This is a genomic window from Catellatospora chokoriensis (assembly GCF_011297315.1).
Lineage (GTDB): Bacteria > Actinomycetota > Actinomycetes > Mycobacteriales > Micromonosporaceae > Catellatospora > Catellatospora citrea.
The window spans coordinates 214,405-229,268 of the sequence record NZ_JAAOTI010000001.1 but is presented as its reverse complement, the minus strand read 5'-3'; the positions used below and the strand labels follow the sequence as shown (position 1 = coordinate 229,268).

The 14,864-nt window shown below is 71.1% G+C and carries 11 protein-coding genes; 7 read left to right on the top strand and 4 right to left on the bottom strand.

All coding sequences use genetic code 11. The features are described 5' to 3' along the window. Positions 1-4: 4 nt before the first annotated feature. The 3 genes from HAV39_RS01060 (at position 5) to HAV39_RS01050 (ending at position 3,340) form a co-directional block, all read left to right on the top strand. Positions 5-844: an NAD-dependent epimerase/dehydratase family protein gene (locus HAV39_RS01060; protein WP_203736444.1), complete on the top strand. Its 840-nt coding sequence runs from the start codon at positions 5-7 to the stop codon at positions 842-844. A 200-nt stretch (positions 845-1,044) separates the two neighbouring features. Then, the gene (locus tag HAV39_RS01055; RefSeq protein WP_191837240.1) at positions 1,045-2,409 is read left to right on the top strand and encodes a lysine N(6)-hydroxylase/L-ornithine N(5)-oxygenase family protein; all 1,365 of its coding nucleotides are present in this window, start codon (positions 1,045-1,047) and stop codon (positions 2,407-2,409) included. Between the two features lie 88 nt (positions 2,410-2,497). Continuing rightward, the gene (locus HAV39_RS01050; RefSeq protein WP_191837239.1) at positions 2,498-3,340 is read left to right on the top strand and encodes an SAM-dependent methyltransferase; all 843 of its coding nucleotides are present in this window, start codon (positions 2,498-2,500) and stop codon (positions 3,338-3,340) included. 101 nt (positions 3,341-3,441) lie between these two features. Here the strand turns inward: HAV39_RS01050 and HAV39_RS01045 are convergent, their stop codons facing one another. Further along, positions 3,442-3,705: a hypothetical protein gene (locus HAV39_RS01045; RefSeq protein WP_191837238.1), complete on the bottom strand. Its 264-nt coding sequence runs from the start codon at positions 3,703-3,705 to the stop codon at positions 3,442-3,444. 370 nt (positions 3,706-4,075) lie between these two features. On the opposite strand from HAV39_RS01045, the gene HAV39_RS01040 reads away from it, so the two are divergent. Continuing rightward, the gene (locus HAV39_RS01040; protein ID WP_191837237.1) at positions 4,076-4,309 is read left to right on the top strand and encodes a DUF397 domain-containing protein; all 234 of its coding nucleotides are present in this window, start codon (positions 4,076-4,078) and stop codon (positions 4,307-4,309) included. An 82-nt stretch (positions 4,310-4,391) separates the two neighbouring features. Continuing rightward, positions 4,392-5,270: a helix-turn-helix domain-containing protein gene (locus HAV39_RS01035; RefSeq protein WP_191837236.1), complete on the top strand. Its 879-nt coding sequence runs from the start codon at positions 4,392-4,394 to the stop codon at positions 5,268-5,270. A gap of 16 nt (positions 5,271-5,286) precedes the next feature. Here the strand turns inward: HAV39_RS01035 and HAV39_RS01030 are convergent, their stop codons facing one another. The 3 genes from HAV39_RS01030 to HAV39_RS01020 form a co-directional block, all read right to left on the bottom strand. Further along, on the bottom strand, positions 5,287-6,705 hold the full coding sequence (locus HAV39_RS01030; RefSeq protein ID WP_191837235.1) for an ATP-binding protein: 1,419 nt from the start codon (positions 6,703-6,705) through the stop codon (positions 5,287-5,289). Continuing rightward, positions 6,702-8,360, bottom strand: coding sequence for an NAD(P)/FAD-dependent oxidoreductase (locus HAV39_RS01025; RefSeq protein WP_191837234.1), 1,659 nt, complete (start codon positions 8,358-8,360; stop codon positions 6,702-6,704). Before HAV39_RS01025 ends, HAV39_RS01030 begins: the two co-directional genes overlap by 4 nt. A gap of 79 nt (positions 8,361-8,439) precedes the next feature. Then, positions 8,440-9,420, bottom strand: coding sequence for a phosphotransferase family protein (locus HAV39_RS01020; protein WP_191837233.1), 981 nt, complete (start codon positions 9,418-9,420; stop codon positions 8,440-8,442). A 330-nt stretch (positions 9,421-9,750) separates the two neighbouring features. Between HAV39_RS01020 and HAV39_RS01015 the strand changes: the two genes are divergently transcribed. Further along, positions 9,751-11,709 carry a cellulase family glycosylhydrolase gene (locus HAV39_RS01015; protein WP_191837232.1) on the top strand — a complete coding sequence of 653 codons (1,959 nt, stop codon included), beginning with the start codon at positions 9,751-9,753 and terminating at the stop codon, positions 11,707-11,709. A gap of 188 nt (positions 11,710-11,897) precedes the next feature. Further along, positions 11,898-14,699, top strand: coding sequence for a glycoside hydrolase family 9 protein (locus HAV39_RS01010; RefSeq protein WP_191837231.1), 2,802 nt, complete (start codon positions 11,898-11,900; stop codon positions 14,697-14,699). Positions 14,700-14,864: the final 165 nt, after the last annotated feature.

Below are 14,864 nucleotides of genomic sequence, written 5' to 3'. Positions count from 1 at the left end.
GTCGGTGAATCGCGTGTTGGTGACCGGGGCGGCAGGGCGCCTCGGGCGGGCCACGCTCGAACTGCTCGCCCGGGAGGGGGTCGCCGTCACGGCGCTCGACCTGCACGATCCCGGTGACCTGCCCGCGGCGCGGGTCGTCGTCGGTGACACGGGCGACGTGAAGGCGGTCCGTGAGGCGCTGGCCGGGGTGGACGCGGTGGTGCACTGCGCGGCGATCCCGTCGCCGACGCTCGGCACGCCGGAGGACGTGTTCTGCGGCAACACCCGCAGCACGTTCGTGGTGCTGGAGGAGGCGGCGCAGGCCGGGGTGACCCGGGCCGTGCTGGCCGGCAGCCAATCCGCGCTGGGCTTCGCCTGGTCGCCGCAGCCGATCGCCCCGCTCTACCTGCCCGTCGACGAGGCGCACCCGCTGCTGGCCGCCGACCCGTACGCACTGAGCAAGCAGGTCGACGAGCAGATCGGCCAGATGATCGCGCGCCGCTACGGCATGACCGTGGTGACGCTGCGGTTCCCGCTGCTGGGCGGCATGACCGAGCGGCTGCCCACGTTCGCCTCGCACTACCGCGCCGACCCGGTGCAGGGCGCCCGGTCCCTGTGGGCGTACCTGGAGGACCGGGACGCGGCGAAGGCGAACTGGCTGGCGCTGACCCGTCCGCTGTCCGGCGCTCATGAGATCTTCGTGGCGGCCCCGATCACGCTGGCCGCGCTGCCGACCGAGGAGCTGCTCGACCGCTTCCACCCCGGGGTGCCGCGGCGCGCGCCGATGCCGGGCCGCACCGTCCCGTTCGACCTTTCCCTGGCCGACCGCCTGCTCGGCCTGGTCCCGGAGCACCTGTACGGCTGACCCGCCGCACGACCGCGGCCCCGTGACCACGGACCGCGCGTCTCTCAGGTTTGCCTTGCCTAATTCATCGAGGTGGATGAGAATTCCATTCACGACCTGCGTTGAAAGCGGCCCCGTATTGGCAAGGCGAATGGCGTAGGTTAGCCTAACCTAAGTGCTGGCGAGGAGGCGCGCCGGCGATGCTTAGGAACGGGACCGCAATGACAGAACAATCGTTTGGCGGGGACGTCGTCCATGACATCGTGGGCGTGGGATTCGGTCCGTCCAACCTGGCCCTGGCGATCGCCGCCGCGGAGAGCCCAGCACCGGTGAGCGCGGTCTTCCTGGAGCGCCAGGCCGCGTTCGGCTGGCACCGGGGCATGCTGCTCGACGACGCCACGATGCAGGTCTCGTTCATGAAGGACCTGGTGACCCTGCGCAACCCCGCGAGCCGGTTCAGCTTCCTGTGCTACCTGCACAGCCGCGGTCGCCTGATCGACTTCATCAACCACAAGAGCCTGTACCCGCTGCGGGTCGAGTTCCACGACTACCTCGAGTGGGCGGCGGCGCAGGTCAGCGGCATGGTCCGGTACGGGCACGAGGTAGTCGACGTGCACCCGGTGTACGAGCGCGGCCGGGCCGACCACCTGATGGTGGTCGCGCAGGGCCCGCGCACCGCGACGGCGCTGCGGGCCCGCAACGTGGTGTTCGCGACCGGCCTGTCCCCGCAGCTGCCGGACGGCGTGACGGCGTCGCCGCGGGTCTGGCACAGCCAGGATCTGCTGCACCAGGTCGGCCAGTGGTCCGGCGCGCGGCGCCTCGTGGTGGTCGGCGCGGGCCAGAGCGCGGCCGAGGCGACGGCGTTCCTGCACGAGCGCTTCCCGGCGGCCGAGATCTGCGCGGTCTTCTCGCGCTACGGCTACAGCCCGGCCGACGACAGCCCGTTCGCCAACCGCATCTTCGACCCGGGCGCGGTCGACGACTTCTTCACCGCGCCGCCGCAGACCAAGCAGATGCTGCTGGACTACCACCGCAGCACGAACTACTCGGTGGTCGACCTCGACCTCATCAACGACCTCTACCGGCGCGTCTACCAGGAGAAGGTGCGCGGCCAGGAGCGGCTGCGCATCCTCAACGCGAGCCGGATGACCGGCGTGCGCGACGACGGCGACCGGGTCCAGGTCGAGGTGTCCTCGCTGCTCACCGGCGAGCAGACCACGCTGGACGCGGACATCCTGGTGTGCGCCACCGGCTACCACCAGGCCGATCCGTCGGGGCTGCTCGGGGATCTGGCCGGGCATCTGCGCCGTGACGGCGACGGCCGCCTCGCCGCCGGGCGGGACTACCGCCTGGCCGCCGGTGCCGAGCTGGCCTGCGGCGTGTACCTGCAGGGCGGCACGGAGCACTCGCACGGCATCACGTCCTCGCTGCTGTCGGCGACCGCGGTGCGGGCGGGCGAGATCCTGCAGTCCGTTGTCGACCACCGGGACGGGCCCGCGGCCACGCTCACCGCGGAGGTGCCGGCTCTGATCACTCGCCCGAGGGCCGCCGCGGCGCAACCGGCCGTCCTGGGTGGAGCACTCTGATGATCTGTGCGTAGCACTTCCGTGGCTGTGGGTGTGGCCTGACGCGACCGCTCGGGTCTATGCTTCCGCTGCATCACCACGACGGTCAATGGAGGCGTCAGTGTCGCAGGGCGGCGGTCCGGGTGCGGGTGGCGAGGAGGTCGCGCCGCCGGGCGTCGACACGAGCACGCCGCACTCGGCGCGGATGTACGACTGGTGGCTGGGCGGCAAGGACAACTTCGCCGCGGACCGGGCCATGGGTGACGCCTTCATCCAGGCGATCCCCACCATCAAGACGATGGCCAAGGAGAACCGGAAGTTCCTCGGTCGCGCGGTGAATTACCTGGTCGCCGACGCGGGTGTCCGGCAGTTCCTCGACATCGGCACCGGCATCCCGACACGGCCCAACCTGCACGAGGACGCGCAGGCCGTCGCGCCGGAGACCCGGGTGGTCTACGTGGACAACGACCCGATCGTGCTGGCCCACGCGCGGGCGCTGCTGGTCAGCTCGGAGCAGGGCCGCAGCGAGTACATCCACGCCGATTTGCGCAAGCCGCAGGAGATCCTGTCCGACCCGGCCCTGCTGCAGACGCTGGACCTGAGCAAGCCCGTGGCGCTGATGATGGTCGCCGTGCTGATGCTGCTCAAGGACGCCGAGGACCCGTGGGGCCACACCCGCGAGCTGATGGACGCGCTGCCCTCGGGCAGCTACCTGACCATCACCCATCCCGGCCGGGAGTTCGACGAGGAGGCGATGGAGGTCATCCGCTCCTCGGCCGAGCGCGGCGGCATGACGGTGATCCCGCGCACCAAGGCGGACGTGGCGCGCTTCTTCGAGGGCTGGGACCTGGTCGAGCCGGGTGTCGTGCCGGTCATGGCCTGGCACCCCGACGGCGAGCTCGCGGACCCGAACGGCGCCTTCTACTGGGCGGGCATGGCCCGCAAGCGCTGACCTGCTGACCGGTCACCGGTCGTCCTGGACGACCCGCCGCCGGGCGGGGAAGGGCAACTCGCACCGTTGTCCATCCCCGCCCGGCGGTGACCTGAGGAGGGTCAGACGTAGCTCAACGCGTCGATCGACAGGTCGATGAGGTCGCGCCGGGCGACGTAGCGCGCGGTTCTGATCTCGACTTCCGTGCCGCGCGCCGTGGGCGAGCGGCAGATGACGGTGGCGGCGTGGCTGCTGGCCTCATAGACGATGCCGGCGCGCCACTGGCCGTCGCGGTACACCCAGACCCGGTCGTGGGGCGCGTACGCGTCGGTGGGTACGACGTCGGCCACGGATCGCGAGTCGGGGTGCGTCTTCGGTGGTGCCATGGATCGGGTGTCCTCCTGTGGGGCGGAACAATCCGAACGTGGCTCGTGCCGCGCGTGCCGGCGACTCCCCACGCCCGTGGACAAGGCCGCCTTCGGTCACACCGCGTAGCGCGACGCGCCCGGGAGGTAGCCGCATCCCGAGAAGGCTGAGCCTGCCGGTCCGGGAGGGGGTCCGTGCCGTCTGCCCAGGTGGAGGGGGGTAACGCTGCCGCGGGGGTGGCCGACGGAAGCGCTTCCATTGACTGTGTTCGCTTAGCCGACCCCATGATGCACGGCTATCCTGTGCAAAAGCAAGCGCTGATGCACGTGCAGATGATCGTGTCGTCTGCACGGGGCGGTGACGTTTTCTCTCTGGGGGCGGAGGATCGCGATGACGCACATGCACGGCGGGGCACCGGAGCTCGCCGCGATCGCGTGGCGCAAGAGCGTACGCAGTGGAGCTGACGGGAACTGTGTGGAGATCGGCCGGCTGCCCGGGGGGTCGGGTTTCGCCGTACGCCATTCGCGGGACCCGCTGGGCCCGGTGCTGCTCTACACGAGGGCGGAGATGAACGCGTTTCTGCTGGGTGTGTACGACGGTGACTTCGACGATCTACTTTCTTGACCGTTGATCCTCGACAGTCCGTCCTCCCTTTGCGACAGTATGCGCAGGAGTGCACACGGGCGGGCAGGCGGAGGGCGCACGTATGGCGGCAGACCCGGAGAGTGGGTCGGGCGGCGGTCCTACCGTGCTGCGCATGCTGCTCGGGGCACAGCTGCGCAGGTTGCGGGAGTCCCGCGGGATCAGCCGGGAGGACGCGGGCTGGCAGATCCGGGCCTCGGAATCGAAGATCAGCCGGATGGAGCTGGGCCGGGTCGGCTTCAAGGAGCGTGACGTCGCCGACCTGCTCACCTATTACGGGGTGACCGACGAGGCCGAGCGGGAGGCGATGGCCGCCCTGGCCCGGCAGGCCAACGAGCCGGGCTGGTGGCACCAGTACGGCGACGTCTACCCGGCCTGGTTCCAGTCCTATCTGGGCCTGGAGTCCGCCGCGCAGATCATCCGGACCTACGAGGTGCAGTTCGTGCCCGGTCTGCTGCAGACCGCCGAGTACGCCCGTGCCGTCATCATGCTGGGTCACGGCGGCAAGCCGGAGCCCGAGGTGCGCCGGCGCGTCGAGCTGCGGATGACCCGGCAGCAGATCCTGCACCGGCAGCAGCCGCCGCACCTGTGGGCCGTGGTCGACGAGGCGGCGCTGCGCCGGCCCGTCGGCGGGCGGGCGGTGATGCGCGGCCAGCTCGAAGCGCTGCTGAAGGCGACCAAGCAGCCGAAGGTCACGCTGCAGGTGATGCCCTTCGACAAGGGCGGCCACGCGGCGCACAGCGGTGCGTTCTCGCTGCTCCGCTTCCCCGACCACGACCTGCCCGACGTCGTCTACCTGCAGCAGCTGACCAGCGCGCTCTACCTCGACAAGCGCGAGGACGTCGAGCAGTACGTCGCGGTCATGGAGCAGCTGTGCGTCGACGCCGCGCCGCCCCAGGACACCCCGGGCATCCTGGAGGGCATCCTGCGCGACCTCGACTAGCCGCGGCGGCCGGCGGTCATTCGGCGGGCGCTTCGATCGGCAGCACCACCCGGAAGCGCGTGTCGCCCGGCTCCGAGGTGACCCGGATGTCGCCGTGGTGCTTGTTGACCACGATGCGGTACGAGATGTCCAGGCCCAGCCCGGTGCCCTCGCCGACCGGCTTGGTGGTGAAGAACGGCTCGAAGATGCGCGGCCGGATCGCCGGGTCGATGCCCGGACCGGTGTCGCCGATCTCGACGAACACGCAGTTGTTGTCCCGGCCGGTGCGGATGGTCAGCGTGCCGGATCCCTGCATCGCGCCGAGCGCGTTGTCGATGAGGTTGGTCCAGACCTGGTTAAGTTCCGCGGCGTACGCGGGGATCTTCGGCAGCGTGCGGTCCAGCTCCTTCACCACGGTGAGGTCCTTGGTGACCTTGCCGGCGAACATGGCGAGGGTCGCCTTGACCAGGTCGTTGACGTCGACCTCCTGGTACGGCGCGCGGTCCAGCTGCGAGTACTGCTTGGCCGCGGCGACCAGGCCCGAGATGCGGGTGACCGAGTCGTCGATCTCGCCCATCAGCAGCTCGGTCTCCAGGGTGTAGGTCAGCCAGCGCACCGCGGACTCGAAGTTCTCCGCGCCGACCGTGTCGGACACCTGCTCCAGCCACTCCTCGTCGACGCCGCCCGCGACCAGCGTCGGCGCGATGTCCCACGCGCCGGTGATGTCGCGCTCCTCCAGCCAGTCGGCCAGGGCGTCCTCGGCGTCGGACGTCTGCACCGGGGTCAGCTGGGCCGCCCCGTCGATCCGTTTGACCGCCTCCTCCTGCAGGTCGACGAGCTGGCGCAGCCTGCTGCCGTCGAGCCGGCCGTCGGCGATCAGCGACAGCTTGTGCCGCATCCCGGCGACCCGCTGGCGCAGCACCGAGGTGGCCCGCACCGCCGCGGCGGCGGGGTTGTTCAGCTCGTGGGTCAGCCCGGCCGACAGCGAACCCAGGGCCAGCAGCCGTTCCCGCTCGCCGACCAGGGTCTGCATGCTGCGCATGCCGAAGAACAGGCCTTCGAGCAGGTGCATCGCCATCGGGAACCATTCGCGCATCACGGTGCCGAAGTCGGCGGCGGGCAGCACGAAGAACTCGGTGTCGGTGACCGCGAGCAGGGAGTGCACGTACTTCTGCGGCACCCGGTCGCCGAGGTATGCCTGCGTGGCGCCGGCGTACACGCCGCGCTGGTCGGTGCGGCTGACCTCGATGCTGTCGCCGTGCACCTGGCGGCTGAGCGCGACGGTGCCGGACAGCAGCACGTAGAAGCAGTTCGCCTCGTCGCCCTCGGCGAAGACGGGGCCGGCGGGGATGCATTCGATGCGGCCGTGTTCGGCCAGCCAGGCGAGCTGGCCGTCGCTGAGCGATTCGAACAGGAACAGCTCGCGTAGCAGCTCGGGGGTGAGTTCGATGGTCACTGCCCCTCCAGGTATCGGTGTACGAGTGAGATGGCCATGGCGCCCTCGCCGACGGCGGAGGCGACGCGCTTGACCGAGTCGGACCGCACGTCGCCGGCGGCGAACACGCCCGGCACGCTGGCTTCCAGGTGGTAGGGGTCGCGGTCCGGGCGCCACCCGGCGGGGCGCTTGCCGCCGCTGAGCAGGTCGGGCCCGGTGAGCACGAAGCCGTGCTCGTCGCGGGCGACCACCCCGTCCAGCCAGTCGGTGCCCGGCTCCGCGCCGATGAAGATGAACAGCCAGGACGCGTCGACCCGGGTCTCGGTGTTCGTGCGGGTGTCGACCAGCGTGAGGTGCTCCAGGTGGTCGTCGCCGCCGCCCTCGCGGACCTGGGTGAACGGGTGCACGGTGATGTTCTCGATCGCGTCGATCTGGTCGATCAGGTAGCGGGACATGGACCGGCGCAGGTCCTCGCCACGGATCAGCATGTGCACCCGGCTGGCGTACCGGGAGAAGTAGACGGCGGCCTGGCCGGCCGAGTTGGCCCCGCCGACGATGTAGACGTCCTGGTCCTTGCAGCCGGGCGCCTCCGTGGCCGCCGAGCCGTAGTAGACGCCGCGGCCGGTCAGGTCGGCGCAGCCGGGCACGTCGAGCATCCGGTACGACACACCGGTGGCCAGCACGACGCTGTGCGCGGCGATGCGGCTGCCGTCGGCGAAGTGCACCACCCGGGCCGAGCCGCAGGTCTCCAACGCGGTGACCTCGCGGGCCGACAGCAGCTCCGCGCCGAACTTCAGCGCCTGGCGCCGGGCCCGCTCGGTGAGCTGCGCGCCGGACACGCCGTCGGGGAAGCCGAGGTAGTTCTCGATGCGGCTGCTCTGCCCGGCCTGCCCACCGGTCGCGCGGCGCTCGACGAGCACGGTGCGCAGGCCCTCGGAGGCGGCGTACACGGCCGAACCGAGCCCGGCCGGGCCCGCCCCGACGACGATCACGTCGTAGAAGTCCGAGGCCGGGTTGGTGGTCAGGCCGATGTTGCCGGCCAGCTCGGCCTCGTTGGGCTGGACCAGGGTCTTGCCCTCGGCGGTCACCACCAGCGGCACGTCGTCGGCGGTCAGGCCGGCCGCGGCCAGCAGGCGGGCGCCCTCCGGGTCGTCGGCGACGTACCAGCGGAACGGGACCAGGTTGCGGGCCAGGAAGTCGCGGATCTTGTAGGAGTGCGCGGACCAGCGGTGGCCCACCACACGCAGCTCGGCGGTGGCCGCGTCGGGGGTGGCCAGCCAGGACTGCAGCAGGTCGTCCACGACGGGGTAGAGGTGCTCTTCCGGCGGGTTCCACGGCTTGAGCAGGTAATGGTCCAGGTCGACCAGGTTGATCGCGTTGATCGCCGCGTCGGTGTCGGCGTACGCGGTCAGCAGCACCCGCCGGGCGCGCGGGTAGAGGTCCATCGCCGATTCCAGGAACTCGATGCCGTTCATCTGCGGCATCCGGTAGTCCGCCAGCAGCACGGCCACCTGCTGCCCGCGCAGTTTCAGCTCGCGCAGCGCGTCGAGGGCCTCGGTGCCCGAACTCGCCCGCACCACCCGGTAGTTCTCGCCGTAATGCCGGCGCAGGTCACGCGCCACCGCGCGGGAGACGTTCGGGTCGTCGTCCACGGTCAGGATCGCCGGAGTGCTCATGTCACCTATCAAAACACCTTCGGCGGCCGTTTCCATGGCGGGTTGATCACAATGACACCCCCGGTCACATCGGTAACTTTCATACCGCGGCGAGCCGGTCGAGATCGGCGGCGAGCTGTCCGCCGGCCATGGCGAGCAGTTCGGCGTTCTCCTTCTCGGGGTAGCCGCGCACGGCCGTCTCCGCGACCAGGATCAGCCACAGGTAGACCCGGTACAGGGTGAGGCGGGTCTGCTCGTCGGCGGTCAGCGGCCGGCCGAGGAAGCCGTCGATCGCCGCCGCGGCCTGCTCCTCGGGAATCCATGTCGCCAGCGAGACCAGCTCGGCGATCGGGTCGCCGTAGAACGCCCGCTCGCCGTCGATGATGGCCTCGACCCGCCAGCCGTCGCCGTCGCCCAGCACGAACACGTTGCCGTCCCACAGGTCGAAGTGCACCAGCGCGGGCGCGGTCACCGCGTCGAGCAGCGGCGCGTGGCGGGCGACCAGCTCGCGGATCTCGGCGGCGGGACGGGCCAGCGGCCGGTCGGTGGCCGTCGCGTCGGCCAGGATGTCGTCGACGAAGCACAGGAACGACTCCCGCCAGGACGTCGAGCGGGTGCGCCCGTCGCGGCGCGGGTAGCCGAAGCGCTCGCCGGTGACGGCGGTGACGGCAGCGGCGACACGGCCCAGCTCATGGCGCACCGCGAGCACGTGCTCGGCGGCCATGGTCTGCTTGGCCTGCTCGAAGGACACCCCGCGCAGCCGGTCCATGACCATGACCCCGCCCTCGGCGTCGGCGTGCCACATCGTCGGCAGCGGCACGCCCGCCGCGGCGGCCCGCTCGAAGAACTCGATCTCGGTGTGCATCAGGTCGACCTCGTAGGTCAGCATCGTCAGGCCCTTCTCCGGCGCGACCTTGAGCACCACCTCACGGCCGTCGGTCAGGCGCACGGCGTGGGCGGCGTTGAAGAAGCCGTCCGTGAACTCCTCGTGCCCGGTGACGACGGCGTCGTCACCCAGGCCCTGCCTGATCAAGCGGGTGATGTCGGCATCGGACAGGACGGGCTTGGTGATACTGCGCATGGGTCGGATCGTGCCGTGAGAGCGCTTCCTGTCGCAACCGCCTTCGGCCCGGGTCGGGCGCGAGATTGACGCAGACTGTTGCGTCCGGGTTACGGGAGCCTTACGCTCCAACACAAATGGGAGCGCTCCCGTTCACTGTCGTCGATGCCTGGTCCACTCCGGAGAGTCGTCGACAGGGTCGGGAGCCGGGCGGAACCGCTTCGGCGGGCCGCTCGTGTCACCCCCGGTGCCCGCCGGGGGAGTGGGCGTACCCGGCCCGTGACTGGGAGCGCTCCCGACCTGCGGCGGCCACCGATCGCCGACCGCACCACCGCTTCCGGAAGGTTCTCCATGGCACTCAGTAGGAAGGCGGGGATCCGCAGGCGACTGCGCATCCCCCTCGCGCTGGCCACGCTGGCCACGACGCTGGCGGCCGGCGCGGCCGTGCTCGCCCCGACCACCGCCGCCGCCGCGGTGCCGGAGAAGGACTGGCTGCACGTCCAGGGCAACAAGGTGGTCGACGAGGCCGGCAACGAGGTCTGGCTGACCGGCGTCAACTGGTTCGGCTTCAACGCCTCCGAGCGGGTCTTCCACGGCCTGTGGTCGGGCAACATCACCACCATCACCAAGGGCATGGCCGACCGCGGCATCAACCTCGTCCGCGTGCCGATCTCCACCCAGCTGCTGCTGGAGTGGAAGAACGGCCAGACGGTCGCCGCGCCGAACGTGAACACCTACGCCAACCCCGAGCTCGCCGGCAAGAACAATCTGCAGATCTGGGACTACTGGCTGCAGCTGTGCGAGCAGTACGGCATCAAGGTCATGCTCGACGTGCACAGCGCCGAGGCCGACAACTCCGGTCACATCCACCCGGTGTGGTGGAAGGGCACGATCACGGTCGAGCAGTTCTACCAGGCGTGGGAGTGGGTGACCAACCGGTACAAGACCAACGACACCATCGTCGCGATGGACATCAAGAACGAGCCGCACGGCACGCCCAACTCCCCGCCGCGGGCCAAGTGGGACAACAGCACCGACCAGGACAACTTCAAGTACGCCTGCGAGACCGCGGGCAGGCGCATCCTGGCGATCAACCCGAACGTGCTGATCCTGTGCGAGGGCATCGAGGTCTACCCGCGGCCGGGCGAGACCTGGAGCTCCCCGAACACCGACCCGGACCTGACGCCGAACTACTTCTACAACTGGTGGGGCGGCAACCTGCGCGGCGTGCGCGACTACCCGGTCAACCTGGGCGCGAACCAGGACCAGCTCATGTACTCGCCGCACGACTACGGCCCGCTGGTCTACGAGCAGCCGTGGTTCCAGGGCACGTTCGACAAGACCACGCTGACCAACGACGTGTGGCGGCCGAACTGGCTCTACATCCACGAGAACGGCACCGCGCCGCTGCTGATCGGCGAGTGGGGCGGCCGGCTCGGCCAGGACGCCCGCCAGGACAAGTGGATGACCGCGCTGCGTGACCTGATCGTGCAGTACCGCCTGCACCAGACGTTCTGGGTGCTCAACCCGAACTCCGGCGACACCGGCGGTCTGCTGCTCGACGACTGGGCCACCTGGGACACCACCAAGTACAACCTGCTCAAGCCGGCGCTGTGGCAGCACCAGGGCAAGTTCGTCAGCCTCGACCACCAGGTCCGGCTGGGCGGCGCGACCAGCACCACCGGCTACCACCTGGCCGACGTGTACGGCGGCGGGGGCACCGGCGGCGACACCATCGCCCCGTCCGCGCCCGGCAACCCGTCCGTCACCGGCGTCACCAGCAGCTCGGTGTCGCTGTCCTGGGGCGCGGCCACCGACAACGTCGGCGTGACGGCGTACGAGGTCTACCGCGCCGGGACCAAGGTGGCGACGGTCTCCGGGCTGACCTACACCGACACGGGGCTGTCCGCGTCGACCGCGTACCAGTACACGGTCCGGGCGCGGGACGCGGCGGGCAACATCTCGGCGGCGTCGGCCGCGGTCACCGGCACCACGTCCGGTGGCGGTGGGGGCGGCGGCAGCGGCTGCACGGCGACCCTGCGGGTGACCGGCTCCTGGCAGGGCGGCATGCAGGGCGAGGTGACCGTCACCAACACCAGCACCATGACGTCGGCGGCCTGGTCGGTCGTGCTGAACATCCCGGCCACGCTGACCATCAGCAACCTGTGGAACGGCAACCGGACCGGCAACACGGTCACCAACGCGCCGCACAACGGCTCGCTGGCCCCGTCGACCAGCACGACCTTCGGGTTCGTGGCCAGCGGCTCCGGCACGGTCACCGTGACCAGCTGCGCCATCGCGGTGCCGTGACCAGTCCGGCCGGCGGCGGGCCCCTCACCGCCGCCGGCCGGCCGCCTGTCCGAAGCGGCCCGACCAGGGCAGGTGCGTCCTGGTCCGCGGGCCCGGCGGGCCGCCCGGCCCGCGGAACGCGTCCTCCTCCCCGGCGCGTTCCGCGGGCGCGGGACTCCCCACCATCCAGCCGATCACCGGAGTCAACGATGAGACGTCCCACCCACCGGCGGCTTCGCCTGGTGCTCGCCACCGCTGCCGCCGCCCTCCTGCTTCCGCTGCCCGCCGCGCCCGCGGCGGCCGACGTCGACACCAGCCCCGTGCGGGTCAACCAGGTCGGCTACCTCACCGGCGCGGACAAGATCGCCACCGTGGTCACCACGGGCGGGGCCCGCGCCTGGCAGGTGCGCCAGGCTTCCGGCGGCGCCGTCGTCGCGTCCGGCACCACCACCGTGTACGGCAGCGACCGTGCCTCCGGCGACACCGTGCACCAGGCCGACTTCAGCGCGCTCAGCACGCCCGGCGACTACGTGCTGTGGGTCGACGGGGTCGGCACCAGCGTGCCGTTCACCGTCTCGGCGTCCTCGCTCTACCCGGCCCTGGGCCGCGAGGCGATGCAGTACTTCTACTTCCACCGCATGGGTGCGGCCGTCGAGGGCCAGTACCTGCAGAACGCCGGGCACGCCCACGCCGCGCTGCACCCCGGCGACGAGTCGGTGCCCTGCTACAACAGCTGGTGCGGCAGCCAGCGCCTGAACGTGCGCTACTCCTGGGCCGACGCGGGCGACTTCGGCATCTACGCGGTCAACCACGCGGTGTCCGCGTGGACGCTGCTCAACCTGCTGGAGCGCGAGCCCGCCGCGTACGGCGACGGGTCGCTGGCGATCCCGGAGCGTGCCAACGGCCGCCCGGACCTCCTGGACGAGGTCGAGTTCGGCTCGCGCTGGATGGCGGGCCTGCTCCCGTCGACCGGCCTGGCCTCGCACAAGGTGCACAACCACGCCTGGAGCGCGTTCCCGGTGACCTCGGTCGACGCCGAGAACGGCCTGGCCCGCTCGGCGATGGGCCCGTCGACGAACGCGACGTACGCCGTGGCGCGCACCAACGCCCAGCTCGCGCGGGTGCTGGCACCGTATGACGCGGCCCGCGCGGCGACCCTGTGGGGCATCGCCAAGGACGCCTGGACCAGGGCCGAGGCGCAGCCGAACGTGGACTACAACACCACCTCCGACGCCGAGGGCGGCGGCGACTACGGCGACACGAAGAACAGCGACGACCGGTACGCGGCCGCCGCCGAGCTGTACCTGACCGCGCTCAAGCGCACCGACACGGCGCTGTCGAGCTACCGCAGCGCGGTGACCGGCTCGCCGCACTACCGGGAGATGGGTCAGTTCGACTGGGCCGAGGTCGCCGCGACCGGGACCCTGTCGCTGGTCAGCGTCACCAACGACCTGCCCGCCGCCGACGTGGCCACGATGCGCGCGAACGTGCGCTCCTTCGCGGACCAGATCGTCACGACGCTGCGCGGCGAGGGCTACCCGTCGCTGATCGGCGGGGCGTCGGCGTACCCGTGGGGCTCGAACTCGTTCATCGCCAACCGGATGCTGGTGCTCGGCGTCGCCTACGACGACTCGGGCAGCCTGGCCTACCTCAAGGCGATGAACCGGGCCATGGACTACCTGATGGGCAACAACGCGATGCGCCTGTCGTACGTCACCGGCTACGGCGAGTACGCCGAGACCGACCTGCACGACCGCTGGGCGTGGGGCAGGTACCCGGGGCTGGCGTACCCGAAGGGCTGGCTGGCCGGCGGGCCGAACAACGAGCTGATCAACGACCCGGCCACGCCCACCGGCCGCCCGGCGGCGAAGTCCTACGCGCCGAAGAACACCGCGCCCGACGCGTGGGGCTCCAAGGAGAACACGATCAACTGGAACGCCCCGCTGGTCTGGGTGGCCACCCACCTCGATCGGAACGCGGCCGACCTGACCGGCGGCACCCCGCCGGTGGACGTCACCCCGCCGACCGTGCCCGCCAACCCGCGGGTCACCGCGACGTCGGCGACGTCGGTCTCGCTGGCCTGGGACCCGTCCACCGACAACGTCGCCGTCGCCGGCTACGACGTCTACCGCGGCACGGCCAAGGTCGGCACGCCGACCGGCACGTCCTACACCGACACCGGCCTGACCCCGTCGACCGGGTATCAGTACACGGTCCGGGCACGCGACGCGGCCGGCTACGTCTCGGCCGCGTCGGCGGCGGTGACCGCGACCACCCAGGGCGGCGACGTGGTGCCGCCCGCGACCCCGGCGAACCTGCAGGCCACCGCGGTAGGCAGCAGCACGCTCACCATCAGCTGGGACCCGGTGCCGACCGCGGTGTCCTACGCCGTGCGGCGCGGCAGCGTCCAGGTGGCGGTGGTGACCGGGACGTCGTACACCGATACCGGGCTGAGCCCGAGCACGGCGTACACGTACACGGTGCAGGCCCGCAACGCCGCCGGTGACGCGTCGGCATGGTCCGCGCCGATCACCGCCACCACCTCCGCCCCGCCGACCGGCGGCGGGCTGACAGTCCGCTACAAGAACAACGACGGCTCGCCGACGGACAACTCGATCCGGTTCGGCCTGCAGGTGGTCAACAGCGGCACCGCCGCGATCGGCCTGACCACGGTCACCGCCCGCTACTACCTGACCCGGGACGGGTCGGCGGGCGTGACGGCGTACTGCGACTGGGCCCAGGTCGGCTGCGCGAACGTGCGTACCACCGTGGTGAGCCTGCCCAGCCCGGTGGCCGGTGCGGACACCTACGTCGAGGTCGCGTTCACCGGCGGCACGCTCGGCGCGGGCGCGTCGACCGGGGAGATCCAGCTACGCCTGCACAAGGCCGACTGGAGCCCGTTCAACGAGGTCGGCGACTACAGCCGGGGCACCAACACCGCGTTCGCGGACGCGCCCACCATCCCCGGATACGCGGGCGGCGTGCTCTCCTGGGGCACCCCGCCGGCGTGACCGGCCCGCCCGAGGGCTCCCCCCGCCAGGGGAGCCCTCGGGCTCCTCGCCGAAGCCGCCCGGTGCGGTATTGCGCACGGCGGTCCGTGCGAGACGGGCGGGAGCAAGCTGCTGACCTGCATCTTTCCGGTGAACTGTCGGTGCGGCCCGTTCGTTTTCCGGTCA

What these genes read in the sequence shown, in the direction of transcription:
- HAV39_RS01010 (WP_191837231.1), top strand. Translation starts at nt 11,898, where the DNA reads ATGAGACGTCCCACCCACCGGCGGCTTCGCCTGGTGCTCGCCACCGCT.
- HAV39_RS01045 (WP_191837238.1), bottom strand. Translation starts at nt 3,705, where the DNA reads ATGGCACCACCGAAGACGCACCCCGACTCGCGATCCGTGGCCGACGTC.
- HAV39_RS01035 (WP_191837236.1), top strand. Translation starts at nt 4,392, where the DNA reads ATGGCGGCAGACCCGGAGAGTGGGTCGGGCGGCGGTCCTACCGTGCTG.
- HAV39_RS01050 (WP_191837239.1), top strand. Translation starts at nt 2,498, where the DNA reads ATGGAGGCGTCAGTGTCGCAGGGCGGCGGTCCGGGTGCGGGTGGCGAG.
- HAV39_RS01055 (WP_191837240.1), top strand. Translation starts at nt 1,045, where the DNA reads ATGACAGAACAATCGTTTGGCGGGGACGTCGTCCATGACATCGTGGGC.
- HAV39_RS01015 (WP_191837232.1), top strand. Translation starts at nt 9,751, where the DNA reads ATGGCACTCAGTAGGAAGGCGGGGATCCGCAGGCGACTGCGCATCCCC.
- HAV39_RS01040 (WP_191837237.1), top strand. Translation starts at nt 4,076, where the DNA reads ATGACGCACATGCACGGCGGGGCACCGGAGCTCGCCGCGATCGCGTGG.
- HAV39_RS01020 (WP_191837233.1), bottom strand. Translation starts at nt 9,420, where the DNA reads ATGCGCAGTATCACCAAGCCCGTCCTGTCCGATGCCGACATCACCCGC.
- HAV39_RS01025 (WP_191837234.1), bottom strand. Translation starts at nt 8,360, where the DNA reads ATGAGCACTCCGGCGATCCTGACCGTGGACGACGACCCGAACGTCTCC.